At 47.2% G+C, this 17147-nt stretch carries 17 protein-coding genes; 11 read left to right on the top strand and 6 right to left on the bottom strand.

The window, feature by feature from the left end:
• The first annotated feature begins 592 nt into the window (after nucleotides 1-592).
• From AK963_RS16165 to AK963_RS16130, 8 genes are all read left to right on the top strand, one after another.
• Nucleotides 593-1930: a Na(+)-translocating NADH-quinone reductase subunit A gene (locus AK963_RS16165; protein WP_066016479.1), complete on the top strand. Its 1338-nt coding sequence runs from the start codon at nucleotides 593-595 to the stop codon at nucleotides 1928-1930.
• Nucleotides 1931-1963: 33 nt separating this feature from the next.
• Nucleotides 1964-3136: an NADH:ubiquinone reductase (Na(+)-transporting) subunit B gene (locus tag AK963_RS16160; protein WP_066016478.1), complete on the top strand. Its 1173-nt coding sequence runs from the start codon at nucleotides 1964-1966 to the stop codon at nucleotides 3134-3136.
• Nucleotides 3136-3930, top strand: coding sequence for a Na(+)-translocating NADH-quinone reductase subunit C (locus AK963_RS16155; RefSeq protein WP_066016477.1), 795 nt, complete (start codon nucleotides 3136-3138; stop codon nucleotides 3928-3930). Before AK963_RS16160 ends, AK963_RS16155 begins: the two co-directional genes overlap by 1 nt.
• Nucleotides 3930-4595, top strand: coding sequence for an NADH:ubiquinone reductase (Na(+)-transporting) subunit D (locus AK963_RS16150; protein WP_066016476.1), 666 nt, complete (start codon nucleotides 3930-3932; stop codon nucleotides 4593-4595). Before AK963_RS16155 ends, AK963_RS16150 begins: the two co-directional genes overlap by 1 nt.
• A 3-nt stretch (nucleotides 4596-4598) precedes the next feature.
• Nucleotides 4599-5195, top strand: a complete 597-nt coding sequence (gene nqrE / locus AK963_RS16145; RefSeq protein ID WP_020582931.1) for an NADH:ubiquinone reductase (Na(+)-transporting) subunit E — start codon at nucleotides 4599-4601, stop codon at nucleotides 5193-5195.
• A 15-nt stretch (nucleotides 5196-5210) separates the two neighbouring features.
• Nucleotides 5211-6437, top strand: a complete 1227-nt coding sequence (nqrF, locus tag AK963_RS16140; RefSeq protein WP_066016475.1) for an NADH:ubiquinone reductase (Na(+)-transporting) subunit F — start codon at nucleotides 5211-5213, stop codon at nucleotides 6435-6437.
• A gap of 178 nt (nucleotides 6438-6615) precedes the next feature.
• On the top strand, nucleotides 6616-7719 hold the full coding sequence (locus tag AK963_RS16135) for a ShET2/EspL2 family type III secretion system effector toxin (RefSeq protein ID WP_066016474.1): 1104 nt from the start codon (nucleotides 6616-6618) through the stop codon (nucleotides 7717-7719).
• Nucleotides 7720-8297: 578 nt separating this feature from the next.
• Nucleotides 8298-10034: a hypothetical protein gene (locus AK963_RS16130; RefSeq protein WP_066016473.1), complete on the top strand. Its 1737-nt coding sequence runs from the start codon at nucleotides 8298-8300 to the stop codon at nucleotides 10032-10034.
• A gap of 68 nt (nucleotides 10035-10102) precedes the next feature.
• Here the strand turns inward: AK963_RS16130 and AK963_RS16125 are convergent, their stop codons facing one another.
• Nucleotides 10103-10378, bottom strand: coding sequence for an ABC transporter permease (locus AK963_RS16125; RefSeq protein ID WP_066016472.1), 276 nt, complete (start codon nucleotides 10376-10378; stop codon nucleotides 10103-10105).
• Nucleotides 10379-10487: 109 nt separating this feature from the next.
• On the opposite strand from AK963_RS16125, the gene AK963_RS16120 reads away from it, so the two are divergent.
• Nucleotides 10488-11252, top strand: coding sequence for an SDR family oxidoreductase (locus AK963_RS16120; RefSeq protein WP_066016471.1), 765 nt, complete (start codon nucleotides 10488-10490; stop codon nucleotides 11250-11252).
• A gap of 131 nt (nucleotides 11253-11383) precedes the next feature.
• Here AK963_RS16120 and AK963_RS16115 read toward each other — a convergent pair whose 3' ends face one another.
• The 5 genes from AK963_RS16115 to bla form a co-directional block, all read right to left on the bottom strand.
• Entirely contained in the window at nucleotides 11384-11959 is a 576-nt protein-coding gene (locus tag AK963_RS16115; RefSeq protein ID WP_066016470.1) for a hypothetical protein, read from the bottom strand.
• Between the two features lie 23 nt (nucleotides 11960-11982).
• A complete protein-coding gene (locus AK963_RS16110; RefSeq protein WP_066016469.1) occupies nucleotides 11983-12384 on the bottom strand; it encodes a hypothetical protein in 402 nt (133 codons plus the stop codon).
• Between the two features lie 89 nt (nucleotides 12385-12473).
• A complete protein-coding gene (locus AK963_RS16105; protein WP_066016468.1) occupies nucleotides 12474-12941 on the bottom strand; it encodes a TetR/AcrR family transcriptional regulator in 468 nt (155 codons plus the stop codon).
• 330 nt (nucleotides 12942-13271) lie between these two features.
• Nucleotides 13272-13793: a nucleoside deaminase gene (locus AK963_RS16100; RefSeq protein ID WP_083232700.1), complete on the bottom strand. Its 522-nt coding sequence runs from the start codon at nucleotides 13791-13793 to the stop codon at nucleotides 13272-13274.
• A 191-nt stretch (nucleotides 13794-13984) separates the two neighbouring features.
• Nucleotides 13985-14851 carry a class A beta-lactamase gene (gene bla / locus AK963_RS16095; protein WP_066016467.1) on the bottom strand — a complete coding sequence of 289 codons (867 nt, stop codon included), beginning with the start codon at nucleotides 14849-14851 and terminating at the stop codon, nucleotides 13985-13987.
• A gap of 98 nt (nucleotides 14852-14949) precedes the next feature.
• Here bla and AK963_RS16090 point away from each other — a divergent pair, with 98 nt between their 5' ends.
• On the top strand, nucleotides 14950-15660 hold the full coding sequence (locus AK963_RS16090; protein ID WP_066016466.1) for an SDR family NAD(P)-dependent oxidoreductase: 711 nt from the start codon (nucleotides 14950-14952) through the stop codon (nucleotides 15658-15660).
• 106 nt (nucleotides 15661-15766) lie between these two features.
• Nucleotides 15767-16669, top strand: a complete 903-nt coding sequence (locus AK963_RS16085; RefSeq protein WP_066016465.1) for a hypothetical protein — start codon at nucleotides 15767-15769, stop codon at nucleotides 16667-16669.
• Nucleotides 16670-17147 lie beyond the last annotated feature (478 nt).

Raw genomic sequence — 17147 nt, 5'->3', positions numbered from 1 at the left:
GCGATTAAGGTATTTTTTGGTTATTTCTAATAGATATTGGTAAAAATATCCTGCTCGCCAGTATGGCATATCACTGCCAGTCTCTTTATAATTGCGCCACCATTTTCATCGGTGATGTTGCGGATTTAGGCTCAGGTACGGAATTTCCGATCATGCTTCGGCTAAATATAAGGAACTTAGTGTTCTCAAATTACGACGCGTGTCTATCTGGATGCCCATCAGAATTCTGCTGATTTTTAGCGGAGCTTTTTCTGTGTCTGATCGGATTGCCAGACTGCTTTCCGGGAATGTAACTGCGCAGCAGTAACCTTGAAAAAGGGGTGCATTACTTAGCCCCTGCTGCTTGACCCTGATGCCTTCGGCCTCAGGGTTTTGATTTGCCCGGCATGTATGCTCCCCTTTCTCAAGTTGTCTACTGACCATCATGTGCAGTGCCCCGGCCAGCGTTCTGGTTACCGGGAGTTTGGTTTTTTTGTGTTTTTTCGAGAGATAATACGCAATGAACCTGGCTTCCTTAATTCGTTAGGACAGTTCCAGATCACCGGAGAGACGGGTTACTCCTGACCTCAACTTGATTGATTAGGCGAAAGGTATGATCAAAATCAAACAGGGGCTGGATCTCCCGATCTCAGGATCGCCTGAACAAAGTATCACGGAAGGCAGAGCGGCACGCTCTGTAGCCGTGATCGGCTTTGATTACGTGGGTATGAAGCCCACGATGGCGGTTGCTGTGGGAGATCGAGTTAAAAAAGGGCAACTGCTCTTTACCGATAAGAAAACACCGGGTATCCGGTACACAGCGTTGGCTGGCGGTACAGTTTCAGCAATTAATCGTGGTGAAAAACGGGTTTTGCAATCCGTGGTGATTGATGTTGATGGCCAGGAAGAGGAAGAGACCTTCACTGCGTACAAGCCTGAAGAACTGGCGGGTCTGACCGCTGATCAGGTTGAAGCGCTTTTGAATGAGTCTGGTCTGTGGACTGCCCTGCGCACCCGTCCGTTCAGCAAGGTGCCAGCACTGGGATCCCGTCCGGCTTCCATTTTTGTCACTGCCATTGATACTCACCCACTGGCTGCCAATCCGGAAGTGGTGATCAAGGAACAGACTGAAGCATTTGAGCAGGGTATCAATATCCTGGGCAAACTCAGTGGTGGCAAGATCTTCCTGTGCAAGGCTCCAGGTGCCAACATTCCTGCAGGTATTGCCAACAGTGAAGAGTTTGCTGGCCCACACCCTGCAGGCCTGCCAAGTACGCACATCCATTTTCTGGATCCAGTTTCTGCTACCAAAACGGTTTGGCAGGTGGGTTACCAGGATGTTATTGCCGTGGGTAAACTGTTTACCACCGGTAAGCTTTTCACTGATCGTGTTGTCTCTCTGGCAGGGCCTCAGGTTGAAAAGCCACGACTGGTTCGTACCCGTCTGGGTGCCTCCACCGATGAAATCATTGCGGGTGAACTGAAGCCTGCTACGAATCGTATTATTTCTGGTTCGGTATTTGGTGGTCGCACCGCCAACGGCCCATTTGCTTACCTTGGACGTTACCATAATCAGGTTTCCGTTCTGGAAGAGAGCGATGAGCGTTTGTTCCTTGGCTGGGTTAACCCAATGGTTGATCGCTTCTCCATTCTGCGCGTCATGACCTCTGGCCTCAGCAAGAGCCGTCTGTTCAATTTCACCACAACCACTAACGGTGGTGAGCGTGCAATGGTACCAGTCGGTAACTACGAGCAGATGATGCCTCTGGACATTCTGGCGACACAGCTGCTTCGTGCAATCATCGTTGGCGATACCGATACCGCCCAGAAACTGGGTGCGCTTGAGTTGGAAGAAGAAGATCTGGCTCTGTGTACGTTTGTTTGTGCGGGTAAATATGAGTACGGCCCCCTGCTGCGTGACAACCTGACCCGTATTGAGCTGGAGGGGTAATCAGTGAAGCCATTAAGAAGACTCCTTGACTCGATGGAGCCCCATTTCGTCAAGGGCGGTAAATACGAAAAGTTCTATGCGCTGTTTGAAGCAGCTGACACGCTGTTCTATACACCGCTGGACAAAACTCATAACACCAGCCACGTACGTGATGCGGTTGACCTGAAGCGTATGATGGGTCTGGTCTGGTTGTGTACTTTCCCGGCCATGTTCTTCGGTATGTGGAACGTGGGTTATCAGGCAAACACTGCCATTGCTAATGGTCTGGGTACTATCCCGACTGACTGGCACGGTATGCTGATTGCCATGCTGGCGGGTAACGATCCTGCCAGTATCTGGGATAACCTGATCTATGGTGCCGTTTACTTCCTGCCGATTTATGCCGTGACATTCTTTGTCGGTGGTTTCTGGGAAGTACTGTTTGCGATCATCCGTAAGCACGAAGTGAATGAAGGTTTCTTCGTTACTTCTGTCCTGTTTGCCCTGATCGTTCCACCATCCATCCCACTGTGGCAGGTGGCCCTGGGTATCTCCTTCGGTGTTGTTATCGGTAAGGAAGTATTTGGTGGTACTGGCAAGAACTTCCTGAACCCTGCCCTGACCGGTCGTGCGTTCCTGTTCTTCGCATACCCGGCACAGATTTCCGGTGACCTGGTGTGGACTGCAGTTGATGGCTTCTCCGGTGCAACCATGCTGAGTGTTGCTCAGCAGGGCGGTATGGAAGCGCTGCAACAGTCCATCAGCTGGATGCAGGCGTTTATTGGTGTGATGCAGGGTTCCGTTGGTGAGACTTCCACACTGGCTATCTTCATCGGTGGTGCTGTTCTGTTGTTCTCCGGAATTGCTTCCTGGAGAATTGTAGCGGGCACCATGATTGGTATGATCGCTCTGTCTACCCTGTTCAACATGATTGGCTCTGACACCAATTACATGTTCCAGGTGCCATGGTACTGGCATATGGTTCTGGGTGGATTCGCCTTTGGTCTGATCTTCATGACCACGGATCCGGTATCCGCTTCCATGACCAACACCGGTCGCTGGTTCTACGGTGCACTGATTGGTGTCATGGTTGTCCTGATTCGAGTGGTAAACCCTGCGTATCCGGAAGGGATGATGCTGGCCATTCTGTTTGCCAACCTGTTTGCGCCGCTGATTGACCACTTTGTGGTAGAGGCCAATATCAAGCGTCGGGAGGCTCGGGCCTGATGGGTAACGATTCTATTAAAAAGACACTGCTGGTTACGGTAGTACTGTCACTGATCTGTTCAGTGCTGGTATCTGCGGCAGCAGTATTCCTGAAGCCGGTTCAGGATCAGAATATCAAACTGGATGTTCAGCGTAATATTCTGGCGATTTCCGGTCTGACTCAGGATGCAAAAGCGCTGAGTGTTGCTGAAGTTACTGAGCTGTACAAGCGTATTCAGCCACGTCTGGTGGATCTGAAAACGGGCAAGTTCGTGGACGAGGCCAACGGGTTGACCGTTGATCAATACGATCAGCGTGTTGCTGCTAAAGACCCTAACGCTTCTGAAGCCCTGCCAGGCAGTAAGGATATAGCCGGTATCAAACGTCAGGCTGATGTCGCTAAAGTCTATCTGGTCGAGCAGGATGGCAAGATGCAGACTCTGATCCTGCCAGTACACGGCTACGGTCTGTGGTCTACCATGTACGGCTTTCTGGCTCTGGAAAATAACCTGAACACTGTTAAAGGTTTCGGTTTCTTCGAGCAGGCAGAAACACCGGGGCTGGGTGGTGAAGTGAGCAATCCGGTCTGGAAATCCAAATGGTCCGGTAAGGAAATTTATGGTGTCGACGGTCAGGTAGCTCTGCACGTGATCAAAGGTGGTGTTGATCCAACCAACCCGGGTGCCATGAACCAGATCGACGGTCTGGCTGGTGCTACACTGACAGCCAACGGTGTCAGCAACCTGATTAAGTTCTGGTTATCCGACACCGGTTTCAAGCTGTTCCTCAATAACCTGAAAGCGGGGAATGCATAATGTCTGTAAAGACCAAAGACATCCTGCTGGAGCCGGTGGTTAAAAATAACCCCATTACCCTGCAGATTCTCGGTATTTGCTCCGCGCTGGCAGTAACCACCAGTATGCAGGTGAGCCTGGTAATGGCGCTGGCGGTTATCGGGGTTACTACGGCTTCCAACTTTGCCGTTTCTCTGATCCGTAACCACATCCCCAACAGCATTCGAATCATCTGTCAGATGACCGTTATTGCCTCGCTGGTAATCGTGGTAGATCAGATTTTGAAAGCTTACGCCTTTGATATCTCCAAGCAGTTGTCAGTATTCGTTGGCCTGATCATCACCAACTGTATCGTTATGGGACGTGCAGAAGCGTTCGCCATGAAGAATGGTCCTGCACTGTCTGCACTGGATGGTTTCGGTAATGGTCTGGGCTATGGTGCAGTTCTACTGGTTGTTGCTTTCTTCCGTGAGCTGTTTGGTGCCGGCAACCTGTTTGGTGTGGAAATCCTGCAAACCGTGAACAACGGCGGCTGGTATATTCCTAACGGACTGATGCTGCTGGCTCCTTCAGCCTTCTTCCTGATCGGTCTGCTGATCTGGGCGATTCGCAGCTGGAAGGTTGACCAGGTTGAAGAGGTGGAATTCAAGATTGCACCTAACACCAAATTCAGTGAGGCGCACTAAGTCATGGAACATTTTATTTCGCTTTTTGTGAAAGCAGTGTTCGTGGAAAACATGGCGCTGGCTTTCTTCCTGGGGATGTGTACCTTCCTGGCCGTGTCCAAGCAGGTGAAAACTGCTATGGGCCTGGGTGTGGCGGTGGTTGCTGTGCTGACCATCACCGTGCCGATTAATAACATCATCTACCAGAACGTACTGAAGCCTGACGCTCTGGTGCCGGGAGTTGACCTGAGCTTCCTCGGTCTGATCACCTACATTGGTGTTATCGCGGCACTGGTACAGATTCTGGAAATGTTTCTGGATAAATTTGTACCGTCACTCTACAACGCACTGGGTGTCTTCCTGCCACTGATCACGGTGAACTGTGCCATCATGGGTGCGTCACTGTTCATGGTGCAGCGTGACTACAACCTGGGCGAGTCTGTAGTGTACGGCTTTGGTGCAGGCATGGGTTGGGCGCTGGCTATTGCGGCACTGGCGGGCATTCGTGAAAAGCTCAAGTACAGCGATGTACCTGCAGGACTGCGAGGTCTGGGCATTACCTTCATTACCGTAGGTTTGATGTCTCTGGGCTTCCTGTCGTTCTCTGGCGTACAGCTGTAAGGGGATTGGGACGATATGGATTCAAATATTATCTATGGCGTTGCCATGTTTACCATTATCGTGCTGGCGCTGGTGTTGGTTATCCTCGCCGCCCGTTCGAGACTGGTAAGCACTGGTGATGTGACCATCGGGATCAACGAAGATCCGGAAAAAGGCGTGACTACCGCTGCTGGTGGCAAACTGCTGAATACGCTGTCCGGTGCAGGCGTTTTCCTGCCATCCGCCTGTGGTGGTGGTGGTACCTGTGCACAGTGTAAGTGTAAGGTGCTCTCCGGTGGTGGTGAAATGCTGCCAACCGAGCGTTCCCATTTCACCAAGCGTGAAGAAAAAGAAGGCTGGCGTCTTTCCTGCCAGGTCGCTGTTAAGCAGGACATGGAAATTGAAGTTGAAGAAGAGCTCTTCGGCGTCAAGAAGTGGGAGTGCGAAGTTGTCTCTAATGAGAACGTTGCTACCTTCATTAAGGAGCTGGTGTTAAAACTGCCTGAAGGTGAAAACGTTAACTTCCGTGCCGGTGGATATGTTCAGCTGGAATGCCCTCCTCATACGGTTGAATACAAAAACTTCGATATTGGTGAAGAGTATCGTGGTGACTGGGACAAGTTTAACCAGTGGCAGTACGTTTCCAAGGTGGACGAAGAGACTATTCGTGCTTACTCCATGGCCAACTACCCAGAAGAGAAGGGGCTGTTGAAGTTCAATATCCGTATTGCTTCACCACCTCCGGGTACTGACTTTGCGCCTGGTAAGATGTCTTCTTTCGTCTTCAACCTGAAGCCAGGCGACAAGATGACCGTTTACGGACCATTTGGTGAGTTCTTTGCCAAAGAGACCGATAACGAGATGGTCTTCGTGGGCGGTGGTGCTGGTATGGCACCAATGCGTTCGCACATCTTTGACCAGCTGAAGCGTCTGTCTTCCAAGCGCAAGATCTCTTTCTGGTACGGTGCACGTTCTCTCCGTGAAGCTTTCTACGTGGATGAGTTCGACAAGCTGGCTGAAGAAAATGAAAACTTCACCTGGCATCTGGCTCTGTCTGATCCGCTGCCAGAAGATAACTGGACGGGGTATACCGGCTTTATCCATCAGGTTCTTTTCGATAATTACCTGAAAGATCACCCGGCTCCGGAAGATTGCGAGTTCTACATGTGTGGACCACCCATGATGAACGCAGCCGTGATCAAGATGCTTGAAGATCAGGGCGTTGAGCCTGAAAACATCCTGCTGGATGATTTCGGTGGCTAAACTCTGGTTTTAAAGTTTAAAAAAGGCCGGATCTCTTTGAGTCCGGCTTTTTTTATAAGTGTGCTATTTTCTCCAATAAAATTTAACTTAATGATGAAACTTATGCGCGCGCTTTTACTCAAATCAGGTATTCACTGAAAATTGCTAAACAAAAAGCGATCTAGCTGCGTGAGAAGAAATGGATGCCATAAAATTAGATGTTTCTCATGCTGTGTCTCACTCTTGGCATCATCATGCTGAATCCTGTTTGGTTGTAAGAGCCGTTAAAACGATAATTAATGGCGTTAAAGCATTTTTTGGCGGCTACTCTGTCAGTTTACAGGATAATGTAACCATTCCTTTAATGCGAAAGTATCCTGATGCAAAGTTCGCACAGTTTTTACGTAAACCTTTGAGTTCTTATGACATCAATATTCCTGAAGCCTGTTATGATCAAGTTACCTACTTATCGAATAAGGTTAGAAAATTATGTAAGGCTGGTCGTGAATTGAAGGTGAGACTTGCCTTCAAAGAGGATGGTGTAGAGGCTATACCCATGTATTTCTCTCAAAATGAAAGGTCTGAACATTTAAACGGCAAAGCTAGACGCTCAAGGATCTTTCGTCATTTGCCGGGTTCAGAAAAAATAGTCTGCCGTCATTTGTCATTTGCTTATGCAAAAGGACTCTTTGGCCGAGGTAAGGAATCATTTGCGAAAATCAACACTGAAGATAAAATTCGAGCAGTACATGTAACGATAGACGATGTGCCGGCTGGTCAGTACCCACACAGGGAAGGTTATTATTTCTCGACTGATAAATTTCCGGAAGCGTTTGAAGCATTGGCTGCCAAGCACTGGAATATTCCTGATGGCACTGAGAAGAACTATCTTATAGGCACCTCTAATCATTCAATGGCACTTCGGTTGAAGAAAAAAGGAGGCTGCATGAAAGCGATTTTTTACGAACCGAATGATACTCTGAGGCATAAGACTATTATTTTGTCTGCCCCGTCCAAAGCCAGGCATCTCAAAATCCATGACTTTGACTTCTACGACTGGCAGGATGGTGCAATTATAGATGTTGAGCCGGTTGACAACTGGAATCGCTTATCAGATTTAACTTGCTCACGTAAGGGCAGAGATAAACTTGCACAGTGTGATGTGAAGATTTTTGGTGATCTTTCCAGAAGAAACTTGACCATTCTCGCAAGGTACTATGATCACTCCAGGCACCCAAGGATTACGGAAGTACTGGATAAGCCTGAACCTTATCGAAGAAGGCGGTATAGCACTACCTGGTAACCCTGTTAGGGAGGAGGATGGTTTCCTGATGAGCTTTTGTTTACAGTGAGATCGATTTTCTTGAAAGGAGGGAATTTCCCCATAATCGTAGATTGCTTTTTCAACAAAGTTACTTGTTGACGTTGGCTTGATTTTATCAAAAGAATTCCTGATTACCACTCTTCTTCAACTCCGTAAAGAAAACCCTTTGTAGATACAGGTATTACAGGAATGCTATGTTCTGGAGCTCCATTAGAGAATCATTGTTACAAAACCTCTGTAAAGGATATGCCGACAAAGGATTTGATGTGTTCGCATCTATAATGGCTGAAGCCTAGTGGTAACCAAGAAAGAAATTAGGGTAAATATGTTGATTTAGAGTTTTTTTGATTTCACTGCTTAATTCTTAAAAATATTCCATATTAATAACCTGGTCATAGTTCCAGATTATTAATTATAGCTTGGGAACTATACCCTCTTGCAGGATATCTAATGAATATGGTTTTTATTGAAAAATTATCATGAAGATAGTTTGTTTTCTTGTTTATAGCGCTGCTTAGAGAATCATTCTTTAGCTAATAAAACAAAGGTTGCTAATAATGGATGCAATAAAGGTTGACTTTCTATCAACCCTTTCTCATTCGTGGAACTATCACGATGATTCCTGGTTCTTAATGCGCGCCTTAAAGACGGCGGGAAATGCCATCAAGGCAGCGGTTTTTCAAGGATATACCATTGATGTAAATGACAGTAAAACCCTGAAAATTCTGAATGAGAAACAAGATGCCTGGTGTAGTCAGGCACTTCGTAAGCCTTTAACTGCCTTCAATATTGATTTTGTTAAAGCAGCTGATCAGTTGCCTGAGTATATTGGTGGCAAGTTGAAAAAACTGGTTGCTAGTGGTCGGGAGTTAACCTGCCAGTTGGCCATTGGTTCTGACAGGGTAAGTCTGATACCAGTCTATTACTCTCGTAACCAGCCAACAGAAGACTTGAGTGGCAAAGTGACTAACCCTGAGAGTGGTCGCGTCGTGAAAGGTTGCGATCTGGCCCAGGGGCATGCCGAAGGTGTATTTGGCCGTGGCAAGTCGACTTTTTCCAATGTTCAAACTGCACAAAGTCTGCAAGCATTTTCTCCTAATCTTCCAGATCACGATGCATTAAAATCAGGGGTATCCGCAGAAGCTTACTATTTTGCTCAGGGTAATATGTCAGAAGCGCTGGAACGCATTGCCAGTAAGTACTGGGATTTAGACAGTGGTGAGAATAAAAGTTTTCTGTTCAATATTGGCAGCGATGTGATGGCTCTCAGAATCAAGAAAAGGCCAGACTGTCTAAAAATCATCTTTTATGATCCTGTCGATTCTTCAAGGCATGAAACGCTATTACTGTCGGGCTCCGAACAGGCACGTTCATTGACAATCAAAAATTTCCTCTCAAGAGCAGTGCATTCTGATAGCCCTTTGCTTTCAGTAGGTTCAGAAAAGGCTGGGGTGATTACAGCCCTGAAGCGCCAGCCGAATCTAAACCAGTGCGCAGTATGCTCATTTGGAAAACTGGAGCCAGAGATGGTTCAGGCCGCGATGAAACATGGTCACTTTGGCCATTCGGCAATTTCCAGGCAACGGTTTCAATCTATGCGCGGTCAGCTGTCACAGCAAGACTGGTTTTCAATGTTGCAGGCTGAAGATAAATTGCATGCAACAGGGCTATATAACGCCTGTTGCAGGAATAACCATCAGGCCGCGTGTGAGATGATTCAGTTGATGTCTGACAGTATTTCAGACAGTTGGGAGCTGAAGATGCTGCTCTCTGGAAAGTGGGTGACTCGATCCATGGTCAATACTGGCTTTACAATGCCTCCAAAAACAGGGTCAGGACTTGTCTCACTGTTGCCTGCATATATAGCGGCTCACCAGCGGGCTGATCGTAGTTGCCTGGATGTGGCGATTGCAAATAATAATTTTAACACAGCATATGCTTTAATGAATGCCATCACCAGTAGCCGCGCATTGTCACCTGAGCATAGAAAAGAGCTACTGCAGAATCCTGACGGGGAGTCTGTTCTATTTTCATTATTGAAACAAAAAACCGGGTATGAACCACAGCTGTGTGAACTAATCACTGGAGCTGTGACTCGAAGTGACCTGCCCTTTGATCAGAAGCTGGCTCTGACCCAGTCAACCAATTCAGAGGGGAAAACGTTTTTACAAGTGGTCAGGGATTCGGGTCGCTGGGATTTATTTCATGCCTATAATCATGCTGTTAACAACAGTCCATTGACTTACTCTGAGCAAGTAAAGTTGGTTGCTAATACTGCATCATGGGGAGGGTGAGACATAGCAATCCGCCCCCTCCATTCTCAAGTAAGGTTTAGTACATTGCTTGAGAATAGAGGGTATGACTAATACCCTTTCCAGGGCACCAGTTTCTTCTCCAGATGACGCATCAGAAAATTAAAGCCATAGGGAATCAATCCAATAAGAATAATGCCTGCAATTACCGTGGTCGTTACTATATATTTGGCCGCGTTCAATACCATTAACCCGGTGCTTGTTTCAGCAATCATTCCATAGGCTACCAGTGTTTCCAGCCATGATCGATACCACTTCTCAATCCGGTCAGGGGCCTGGTAGACAAAGCCTTTTTTCACTTCTACGGGACCTGCAGGGTTCAACAAATCGCATTTTCCTTTATGATGCTTCTGGCATCGCTTTCACTGATCAAGGCAGTTTATGTGGTGTTTTGATGTAAACTGCGACATAAGAAATGAAATGGAGTTACGCAGAATGAGTTCATCCACCGTTTTGATCACAGGGGCAACCTCCGGTTTTGGTCTGGCCAGTGCCAGGTTGTTTGCTGAGCATGGTCATTCTCTGATCATCACCGGTCGCCGTTCAGAACGCCTGCAGGCGCTGGCGGATGAGTTGACGTCTAAAGTACCGGTTCTCAGTGTGACTCTGGACGTTCGCGATACCCAGGCGGTATCGGATATGGTGGATTCACTGCCCGACAGTTTTCGAAATATTGGGGTTCTGGTGAATAATGCCGGTCTTGCGCTGGGAGCAGGCCCTGCGTGGGAAGCCAGCCTGGAAGACTGGCAGACCATGATTGATACTAATGTGACCGGACTGGTGAATGTGACTCATAAATTACTGCCCATTCTTCGTGACCAACCTAAAGCGTCCATCATCAACCTGGCTTCAGTCGCTGCCAACTGGGCTTATCCGGGGAGTCATGTCTATGGAGCGAGTAAGGCATTTGTTGCCCAGTTCTCCCGCAACCTCCGCTGTGACCTGGCGGGCAGTGGCGTCCGTGTGACCAGTCTTGAACCTGGCATGTGCGAAACCGAGTTTTCACTGGTGCGTTTCAAGGGGGATCAGGAGAAGAGTGACAGTATTTATAAAGGGGTTAATCCGCTGCGCCCGGAAGACATTGCCGATATTATTCTCTGGATTGCCCAGCAGCCAGCGCATATCAATATCAACAGTCTTGAAGTAATGCCAACCTCGCAGGCGTGGGATAATTTCAAAGTCGTTCGGAAAACTGACTGACGGGATGCTTTTTGAACCACAGAGATCACAAAGAAGAGCTTTTCTTTTCCTCAGGGTTCTTTGTGACCTTTGTGGTTCAATCTTCAGCCCTCGAAATCGTTTAATGGCTCATTCTCAGTGAGGCCGAACCGCTATGCTGGCTGAACAATCTGCCATGAGCCATCGGCTTGAAGACAGGCCTGCCCCCAGGCTTCCTCGGTTTTTCCTCCAATCGTAACCGACTGTTGAAACTCTCGACAAACTAGCCCGGAGGTTGAGCTTTTGCCTTCTTTGGTGGCAACAACATAACCATTGGCGTCACCATCGCTCCAGATAATCTTCTCACCTACCGGAGCCGTAGTCGCTTTAACTTGTGCCGCTTCGTGCTCACGCTGGGCTGCTTCATTGATGTTATCCAGAATTTTCAGCGTAATGGCCGTGAATGCAAGCCATTTCATTGCATCATGATCATCATGGTAGTGGCCATAACCCGCATAAGGGTGTCCATGTGGGCGAATCACCACAATGTTATTAATAACCCTTCTGCGGGGGACTACAATCGGTTGAACTCTGACCCGGCGTTGCTCATCCCAGCGGTCATCCTGACGATAGTCCCTCCGGTCATCACGACGATCCACACGATCATCCACTCTTAAATCAGCCGCCAGAGGCTGAGAAACCAGGCCAAGAGACAGTAATACCAACAGTGGTGAGAGCAGCTTTTTCATATCTATGATTCCTTTTCCTGTAGTCAGGCTTCTTTACCCCACAGCAGAACGGTTGCCTGGGCACGCCCTTTGCCTTTGGTCTGATACCAGAAGGAGACTTTTTCGATGGTACGAGCTTTACCTGGCAGGTCGATCTGACGGGTGCTGCTGTTCTTGCGAACCAGGCCCTTCATGGCAATTTCACGGGTCTGACCATTTCGGTAATGGATGATGGCTCGCTTGAAGTCCACATCTGCACCACGAACCTTGAACTGAATTTTTCGGAACAACCCTTCTCGAGCCCCCACGAAAATGGTATCCGTTTCTGTACGACGACTGACCTGCTTTTCACCCAGTAGTTCCCAACCAGAAGCCTGTACTGGTTGAATGAAGAGCGTAGTAATGAACATGGCAATCAGGCTGAAAACGGTAAGAAGACCTTTCATGGCTATTTCAACTCCAGTCATTTTTGTTGGTATGCATATTAATACGCAATTTAAAGGCGTTTGTTCTAAATCGGTATTGTGGATTTTACTTACAAGAAGTTATTGAATGACAAAACTGAGGTGCCCAGGGCAATTTTCAATGTCTTCAGCGCGTCATTTTCCGAAGTAACCGCCTTCAGCTGCTCAAGCAGACGCATCATCGCTCCCTGGGTGGTAGGGTGGGGGGCACGGGACATCAGGTTATCAATAAACATTCTGACGACATTGCGAAAATGAGGGTCACTGTTTAATGCCGTTTCCCAGGATGAGATAAATGACTGACTGCTGGTGAAATCGAGATTCCTCGCAACGATCGGCATCACCTTGCCCTGGAGGGCGGTAACAAAGTGCATTCTGCTTGGGTAGTAACGCTGCAGGGTTGATTTGCTGATGGTCAGCTCTCTGGCCAGGCGGTCATAAGTGATGGCCTCCCAGCTTTCTGTCATAAATATATTCAGAATAACTGCGTCGTACATTTGTTTACGGCGGGCACGCTCTTCACTACTGATTTTAGCCATGGTCTGTTTCTGAGAGCTCTCTTTCTGGCAATGGGTATAGCTGTTGTATACACATTAAGGTTACTGAAACTGGCGCTCCATACTATTTAGCATACAGCGCTTGTCAACAGGATAATTGCGAGCTTGTTTAATCTATCCTTTGTTAAAGGTTATTTTGAGTACTTGTATGCATTAAGGCAAGTGTTTTATGCTTTAAATCTGGAAAGCGGTTTGATGATATATCTGGGTCAATGAAATATGTAAAAAATGATCTTGGGGGTATAAGAATCCCGCTCATGTGCTGTATGTCTATGATTCAGCATTGGAATGATTGTTAGGGGTGACTGATATTCACTCCCAGCTCGCTTTTTTGATGGTTTCAAATAAGTCGTTACACTCGGCTTCCAGTATTCCACCAACGACCTTCGTTTTTCTGAATGGTGTTCTTCTGGCCACTTCCTCCGCACGTATATCAATTTGCTTCCATCCCAGCTGTTTCAAATAGGGGATTGATGTTCCGTAATAAACGTTTTGAATACCACACCATTCAATAGCACTCTGGCACATAGGGCAGGGCTCTGCAGTGGTGTAAAGCGAAAGGTTCGACCAGTCTCTGGAATGATAAACATGTGCGCACTGATTGATCGCATCAATCTCACCATGAAAGATCGGGTTTTCAGCAACCCGGTTAAAGCCGGTCGCGATAACTTCCCCGGAACCTTGATCCACAATAACAGAGCCAAATGGATATTCAGGCACTTGCCTGGCAACGGAAATGGCAATTTTCATATAATCTTCGTGGCAGTGTCCTTTCAGGTATTGATTTGATTTCATATTTTCTGCTGCAGCTTCAGAAGGTCTGGCAAGCGTCATGGAAAGTCCAACAAAAGAGAGCAGCGAATCCAGAAAAAATCGACGACGAGTAACATAAAGCGTCGTTTTTCTTTATTACCAGCTGAAAATGAATCTGAATACTTCACGCTCTACACTGCACATTCAATATATGGTCAGTGCAGTGTAGAGGCATATAGAAAAAGGGGGGATGAAAAAATGCAGGTATTGAATCACTGGATCCCAAAATGATGAAAAACAGCCTGACCGGTTTTTACAATTACCTGGTTTCTTTCTTCAAAGCTGGCGTTTGTACCCGTCATATAAATACTGATGATGAGTGGCAGCCTTTTTTTACTCCAGACAATGGTGGTGATCCCTCGCGAACCATGGCCGCCCGCACCTGAGCGGTCAGCAATTGACCAGCCCTCTGGAAGCACAGAGCGAAGCAGGTTGTCTGCTACCTGGTTGCCCATCATCCATGTTTTCAGCTGGGCCCGAGAAACGTCAGAGAGGGTATTCCCCAAAATCAGCTGGTTAAGGGTGTTTGTTATTGCCAGTGGCGTTGTGGTGTCCCGGTTGTCACCCGGATGTGATTCATTTAATTCAGGCTCAATCCGGTCAAGGCGGGTAATACTATCCCCTGCAGAACGGAGAAAATCAGTCAGTTTCTGTGGGCCGCCGATGCCGGCCAGTACAAGATTGGCAGCAGTATTGTCGCTGGTGGACATTGTCGCTTCACAGGCTTGCTCCAACGTGATTTTCTGGCCCACTAGGGGTTCAGTGACCGGTGAATAAGTGACCAGTGACTCCCTTTCAATTAGGGATTCAGTGGTCAGTTTCTGCTTTTGTTGATCAACATCCGCGAGCAATTTGGCACAGGCCAGCGTTTTGAACGTGCTCATTAATGGAAAGCGGGTGTTGCCTTGATAATGCCATAGAGACTGGTCTGAAGTGTCCAGTACGGCAACACCGATTTGGCCCTCGTAGCGATTTTCCAGGTCGCTGATGAGTTCAGATACCGGATGAGCAAGCGCGTATGGAGATAAAAAGAAAAGGGGAAATGCTACCAGAGAGAAAAAAAGCGATCGTTTGGTCATTGATAAGGGCATTGGTATTTAGTGAGCGCGATCAAGGAGGCTGGATGCTATCATCGAAAAATGACTTCAGGCCAGTTTTTTAGGGATGTAGTGACTGTATGTATTCAAATAAAGTGGTCATTGTCACCGGCGTCAGCCGGGGCATTGGTAATGCCATTGCCAGGGCTTATCTGGAGCAGGGGGCTGCAGTGGTTGGCTTCGATCTGCATAATCCATCAATCCCTGGTATGGATTTCTATTGTGTTGATCTTGGAAAACCGGAAATGATTGAGGGAGCCTTTGATGACATGGTTCACCAATATGGTACTGCACATATTCTGGTGAATAATGGTGCCATCAGCCAGTTTCATAAACCGGTTTTTGAACTCAGTGCCTTGGAGTTTTCCAGCGTTATTGATGTCAACCTGAATGGCAGCTTTAACTGTGCGAGAGCGTTTATTAAACGCCATAGTGATGAGGGCTATGGTCGTATCATCAATATAGCATCTACCCGCTGGTACCAGAATGAACCAGGCTGGGAAGCCTATGGTGCTTCTAAAGGTGGGCTGGTATCACTGACCAATACACTGGCCATTTCACTGGCAGAAACACCAATTACGGTGAATGCAATCAGTCCGGGCTGGATTCAAACGGAAAATTACGATGACCTGACTGAGCAGGATCATCGGCAGCATCCGTCAGGGCGTGTGGGTAAGCCACGGGATATTGTCAATACCTGCCTGTTTCTGACTCATGAAGAGAATGACTTTATCAATGGTGCCAATATTGTGGTTGATGGCGGAATGACGAAAAAAATGATTTACCTATAGATCGTACAGGTGGCGCAAACTGCACCAATTTCGATAGGATTTATTCACTGCAAGCGTTGACCAAACACTATACTGGGCTCTCTTATCACAATTATAAAGAGGAACGGTGAGTATTTCCGGTGTAGTGCATACGGTTGTTCTGGTTATTCTCCTGTCTTTTTCACTGGTTGTCGTTGCTGAACCACTGGCCAGAAAAACGTGTGTTGAGAAAACCCGGAGCCGGCTTGACAGTGATGTCAACGGTTCTGTGTATTCATTTTCGGTAGAAAATATTGACAGAGCGCTTCAGGTTATTCCCAGCCAGCAGAAGTACCCCGACATAAAATTATGGTCCTGTGGTCCAAATTCGATTGCCCGGGCCATGATACTTGTCTCAGGGGAGCGTATTTTTGCTTCGGAATTGGAATATATACACTTTGCCAGAAGTGTACCCAAGACCCTTGGGGAATATATCGATCACCGTTTTGATGAGCGATTGGACATCGACAATCACTTTCTGAAAACGCTTAATTACCCAATGCGGCTGTTTTATATCAACACTTTTCTGCATTTAATTACGACAAGACTGTCACTGGATATAGGGGCACTGCCTGTCTGGCTGGCGGACTATATGAATGAGTACGTCGCATTGTCGAATTGGCCCGATTTCTATTTTGAGTTTTATTCCTCAACGACATTTCCACCGGTTAGAGATGAAATCAAGTCCCATTTGTCAATGGGGCATGCAGTTATTCCATTGTTAATAATGGGACCACTTAATTGGCACTATCTCAATATCATTGAATGGGATGACAGTGATGAAAGTGTTCTGGTTCTGGATACAGACTCCAGGGTTTATCGCTGGCCAGTCAGTGCCCTGGAGTGTCTGATGAATACTGGTACAAACCATCAGTGGGCAGGGTTGGATGATATGTTCTCTCTGGGGATTGCCCGTCTGGGCAATCAGGTTTCCGAAGTTAATTATTTCAATACCATTTTTGTCTCACTGTACCCTTCATCAGGAAAGTGAAAGCAAGACTCTGTCATTGATTCGTGAGCATGAGTCCCAACACTTCAAGGCAGCCAAAGGCCATTGGTAGTCGTGTAGAGGTAGACTCCACAGCAATACTCAACGGTTCTCTCTCCAAAAGCTTCTCTCTACGGGAATTGAACCCTCGCTTCGTAATGTATCCTGGAAGCACTCCGTTCCAACGCATATTTCTGAACCTTGATTACCCCGGCTCATAATTGAAGGTTCAGGAGCCAGGGTTGAATGCTTGAGCAGTTTTTTTCGATGACTTTTATCCAGAGGGTCTGAGCTTCCCAGGTTGTCGAAATTAAAAATGGAACCAGCATTTTCAACATTTACCGCATAAAAATAATACCAATCGCATTTTCTAAATCCTTAAGCTGCCGCCAACTATGCTTAGGCATCATTACCATGCATTATCTAGAACAGATGTCTCGTCGACCACAGCTACCCGAAGGTTTTAATGATGTTGATTTTC

The organism is Endozoicomonas atrinae, from assembly GCF_001647025.1.
In the GTDB taxonomy this organism is placed as follows: Bacteria; Pseudomonadota; Gammaproteobacteria; order Pseudomonadales; family Endozoicomonadaceae; genus Endozoicomonas; species Endozoicomonas atrinae.
Note: the sequence above shows the minus strand (reverse complement) of the source record. Positions and strands in the feature narration are given on the sequence as shown.